Annotated in this window: 2 protein-coding genes; both read right to left on the bottom strand. The window is 61.8% G+C overall.

The genetic code is table 11. The features are described 5' to 3' along the window. On the bottom strand, positions 1-1,159 hold a 1,159-nt coding region (locus tag BV034_RS19615), incomplete at its 3' end, for an arylsulfatase (RefSeq protein ID WP_050028688.1). 132 nt (positions 1,160-1,291) lie between these two features. Then, positions 1,292-5,368, bottom strand: a 4,077-nt coding sequence (locus tag BV034_RS36215; RefSeq protein ID WP_063768839.1) for an FAD-dependent oxidoreductase, incomplete at its 5' end; no start/stop codon positions are given.

Raw genomic sequence — 5,368 nt, 5'->3', positions numbered from 1 at the left:
GAAACGGCCAGCGGCCCACATGGGTGTAGAGGGTGCGCTCGGCCCATGGGGCGTCCGGCTTCTCCAGGAGGGGCAGAAGACTGCGCCCCTCCACCTGCGCCTGGGTCTCTGGAGTGGGGGCGGCTCCTGCCAGAGCTGCCAGAGTGGGGAAGAAGTCCAAATGCGCGGTGAGCGCGGGGCAGTCGGCGGGAGTTAGCGTCCCAGGCCAGTTCCAGAAGGAGATGGCCCGGGTGCCACCCAGCCACGGGGTGCCTTTGGCGGCACGCATGCCTGCATTGTACACCTTGGTGCCCGCAGTCCCGCCGTTGTCGTTCATGAAGATGACGAGCGTGTTGTTCGCCAGCCCCCATTTTTGCAGCTGTTGCCTCAGCTGGCCGACGTTCTGATCGATGTTGTGCAGCATCCCGCAGAAGTTGGCCACGTCTTCACTGGGCGTCTTGTCCCGGTAGAGGGCCACGTCCTCTGGTTTGGCCACATAGGGGCCATGAGGAGCATTGGTGGCAATCCAGCAGAGGAAGGGAGTGCCGCTCTGGCGCTGACTCTCGATCCAGCGAGTCGCCTGCGTGAAGAACACGTCCGTGCAGTAACCGGTCGTCTTCTCAAAATTCCCGTTGTGGAGGATGGCGGGGTTGAAATAGGTGTTTCCCGGTGCATCACCGCAACTGCCCGGATAGGTCTGTCCGATACCGCCAGCTCCGTGGACGAAGATTTCATCGAAACCGCGGCGATCAGGGCGATGGTCAAGTTCGTCGCCCAAGTGCCACTTTCCAAAAATACCGGTGCGGTAGCCAGCTCCTCTCAGCACCTCGGCCAAAGTGCAAGCGGTGGGAGCAAGCCGCTCTCGCTCCAGGATGGTGTGGGTGACTCCGTTCCGAAACTCGTGGCGCCCGGTGAGCAGGGCGGAGCGGGTGGGCGCACAGGTGGGGCTGTTGTGCCAGTCTGTGAACCGCACACTCTGGGCATGGAGCTCATCGAGGTGCGGCGTCTTCAGCACCGGATTGCCATGAACGGAGAGATCGCCATAGCCTTGGTCATCCGTGAGGATGAAGACGATGTTGGGGCGGCGGCCCTCCAGTGAGGCGGCAGGCTGAGCGCTGGCTGGGACGAGCCACCCGGCGATAACGGCGGCTATGTAGAAGTGGTGAAACCGCAAGGACATGCGTGGAATTGTGAACGTGATGCCCGCCGGATTCTGTCACCGTCTTCCGTGTGCCAATATTTCGCGTCACCTCCTGCCGCAGCCTTCGCCGACGATACGAGGCATCATCGGGAAGGCCGAAAGAGGTGGTTTTTATGGAAGAGAGGAGAAGAGTTTTTGCAGGGCCGCGCCGCGTGTGATGCCCGTGGCTGGTGAGCTCTGGCTTTCGGCAGCGCGAACCTTTTTCGCAAGTTTCATCGGCTGGAGTTTACCGGCACGAAACGCCGCCATGCCCTCTTCCCAGGCCTCGTGAATCGCTTCTGTCAGTGGTTCTTGGAGGCGTGCGTCGTAGCTGGCGAAGAAGCCCTTCGTGCCGAAGTACTGCGCTGCGATGATGGATGGATCGTTGCCCGAGACATCCACATCATTGAAGAAGCTGATCATCATACGGTTCGCCGCGAGTTTGCGGATCACGGCGTCAGGATCGAGTTGTCCTGGGGTTGTGTGGCCTTTGACCGCCAGAGAGGCGGCGAACCCGGCACTTTCCCCGAGTTGCATCCAGACCGGCTCCAGGCGGATGCTGCCCCAGCCGACGTGCGAGGCGCTGATGGCGACGGGCACGAGCAGGTTTTCGACCTCGTTCGCGAGAATCGAGCGATACGGTACCTGAGCGGGGCGCGACTCTTCGCCGAGAAAGAGGATGCCGTCGGTGTTGCCATCGTGAACCCGGCGCGGCAGGCAGGCCACGGAATCCACCGGCCAGTCCGTGATGGCGATGCTGTCCGCATGAACCGGCGTGCGGGCGAGACCTTCAGCCACGAGGTTGTCCTGTTCCTTGAACACATAACGCCCCACCATTCGGCGAGCTTCGCGCACATAGATCTCATACGGCGCGTGGTGGTTGTCGGGGAATTCATCCGCCGCGAGGCCGTAACCGCTGAACTGCTTGCGCTCCTTTTCCGATGCTTCGGGGTCGTTCTGCATCCACCACAAGCGCATGACCATGGCTTCGAGATAGCGTTTCGAGATTTCCTCCCGTTGCGGCCAGTCGGCGGCGGGGTAATCGTTTTGCGGGCCGATGAGGCGGCCGCCGTTCCACGCGACTTTGCCATTCGGCAGGTTCGGCACGAAACCTCCGCCGCTCGCGGCTTTGGCGAGGTTCATATCGTAGTTGGCGGGCCTCTCGACCATGATTCTGTTCGCGGGATCACGTGTGAGGATGAGGCGGTAGTTGTAGGCCATCACCGAACCATCGGCCTCGCCGCTTTGCGGGCCTTCAATGATCCCAGCGGTGGCGTGGCTGTTGTAGCGGATGTTGAGCGTGCCTTCATCGGCGGCCTTGGGGAAGCCGCGCTGACCGGATTCCTTGTGCCGTTCCTGAGTGTAGATCACGCCCGCGTGCTTTTCGCCGTATTGAGCACGCGATTCGCGGCCGATCTGCGTCTTCACGCCTGCTGCTGCCATGAGGTCGCCCTCGTACATGCCGTCGGCGAACACTTTGCCACTGACGGCGATTGTTTTGTCGCCATGCATCGGCTGCAAAGTTACCGACTTGATCAATGCGCCATCGCGCTCCGCATTCGTGACGATGTGGCCAAGCAGCACCGTCAATGACTTCTCGCGCCCGACCATCTCATTGAAAAGCATCTCGGCAATGCGTGGCTCGACCTTGGGGCGGTCAATGTGTGCACGGCTCGTTTTGCTGGGCATGGAGACGATGTGCTGCGGCGAGCCTTCGCCGTAGGTTTTGCGATAAAATTCCGCCGCACCTTTGAGCATCTCAGCATAGATCGGTGCACGATGGCCATCATACGGTGCCTCCCAGCCGCCTGCGCCGCTGGTAACGAAGCCGCCGAGATGCTGCGTGTGATTCACGAGTAGCACGCTCAATCCTTCCCTCGCTGCTCGGACCGCACACGCGATGCCGCCTGGGGTGCCGCCGATGACGACGAGGTCATAGGACTTGCCATGGACTTCCGACGGCTTTGCCGCGCTCTTCAGCAGCATTGGCGGCGGAATTCTTACTGGCACGGTCGGCGTGCGGTGCACCCCCGGGAAACCCGCATCCGAGCGCGTGTTGCGCTCCGCCATCGCTTCGGCTTCCGGCACGAGTTGCAGGCCATCCAGGGCCACGAAGCCGTCCGCGCCCGCGTTGGTAATTTCAATCGTGCCGACTTTGCCTTTCACGAGGGCAAAGACGCCCAGCGCGCGCGGGATGCCGTCTTCGAGGCAAGCTTCGCGCTGGTTCAGTGTGACCGTTTTTTCTCCCTCCGCGCCGCGAATGGTGAGGGTAGCTTTGCTGGCGCGATTGCTCGCTGGCGAGTAGAGGAGCCGCAGTTCGTAGCGGCCCGTCTCCGGGATTTCTGGCGTGAACTTCGCCGTGGCAGGCTCTTTCTTCGCCCGGTCGTCATGGCGATATGAGGAGCCAACGAGAGGTGTCAGCGTTTCGCTGACTTTCCAAGCGCCGGTGAACTCTGCTTCTACGTCATCGAGCAGGATGCCTGCTATCTTGCGCGGCACGGGGGCTGTTGCCGTCGTTTTCTGCGCTTTGTCTGTCTCCGCGAGCGTGAAACGCGTGCTCACCACGGAGTTCAACTCTGGGCCGGAGCGATACTTCACATACGTCGTCGCGACGAACGTGCCATCTGGCAGCAGTTCGAGCCCGGGATAGCCGCAATCACTACCCTTGTGGCTGTGCAGCAACTTAATTTTGTATTCGCCATCCTTGCCGCTCATGATGTCCTCATAGCGCCCGACCCAGGCGACGAAATGCGATCGCGTGGGGCTATTCTTGCCCATATCGCGGAACGTAATGACCAGTCGGCCATCCCCGGCATACTTCGCCTTGTGGCGGTCCCCGTGCAGCCCCGGTGGCAGTGCTTGCACCTTCGACCATGTTTTCCCCTCGTCATCGCTGGTGATGAAATGCGCGGGCTCGGTGCGAATGTTTTCGCGGATCAGGCAGAGCAGTTGTTTGCCATCCGGTGAGCGGACCACCTCGGGTTCGCACGGCTTCAGATCGCCGAGATCCACCAGCACGCGCCATGGTGCCCACGTGAAACCGCCGTCGGTGGATTCGCTTTGCACGACGATGTTCGACTTCAGGTCCTGCGTCTCGCCAGGGCGGCGAACGTTCGTTAGCCCGAGCAGCTTCTTCCCGCCCTCTACGGGCACGATCGTGCAAAACGGCATTACGCACTCCAGGTCCACGCTTTTCATGGGAGACCACGTCTTGCCCTCGTCGAGTGAGTGAGAGCTTTGCATCGTTCCATTGTCCGGTTGCCGCGTGCCGCCAGGTCCTTGCCCCGCAAAAATGAAGAGGCGGGTGACGCCCTGCGGATCGGTCAGGCGGTAGATCGCCGGGCAATTGCGGGTCGCCTTCCAGTTCTCTGGCACCGACAGCAGCTCGCTCCATGTCTTGCCGCCATCATCGCTGCGTTTCATCGGTCCGCATGGTCCGCCGTGTCCTTGGGTCCAAACGGCATACATCGTCTTGCCATCGGGCAGTAAAGTGGTGGTGGGGTGTCCCTGGTAGAGCTCCGGCGTGCCCTGCGCCACGACGACCTGACGAGACGTGTCGGTAGAGAGATCGACTGTGGGCAGGTTGGTCACCGCAGGTTGCGCGGCCTTGTCACCTCTGGCGATCCAGTCCAGCGTGAACTTAGCGAGGGTGAGTCGCTTGTCCCGCTCGTAGAAGCAGAGACCCGTGCCGTCGGGCAGCACGGCCAGGTCGGAGTAGGCGCTGCGACCGGGTTCGAGGGTTCGACCCACCTTCCAGGTCTTCCCATCATCAAGACTGAGCTTCAGGGAGAGATTGACCCGGTCACCGCGGCCGCCGGGAATTTCCTGGGCCCGCTCGTCCAGCTTCAAGCTGTGGGGATTGGAGAACACAAATGCTCCGGGCTTCATGGGGAAGGCGACGATGCTCCCCATGCAAATGGGCTCCCAGAGCGATTCCTCGAACTTGGGGGTGGACCAGCTCGTGGCACCGTCGGCACTGGTGGTGACCAGACGGCGGCTCTTGAGCGAAGTGCTACGGGCGTTGAGCAGGACTCGGCCATCGCTGAGCTGGACTGCGGCGGTCTCGTTCGGGTTTTTGAAATCACCCTCGTTGGGCAGGGCGATGTCACCGGCCTTCCAGGTAGCACCCTGATCATCGCTGTAGAGGGTGCCCGTCACGGAGGGGCCGTGGTCGCCCTCCTTGCCATAAGCGAGCCATACTGGCACCAG

Source organism: Verrucomicrobium sp. BvORR034 (assembly GCF_000739635.1).
Taxonomy (GTDB): domain Bacteria; phylum Verrucomicrobiota; class Verrucomicrobiia; order Verrucomicrobiales; family Verrucomicrobiaceae; genus Verrucomicrobium.
Note: the sequence above shows the minus strand (reverse complement) of the source record. Positions and strands in the feature narration are given on the sequence as shown.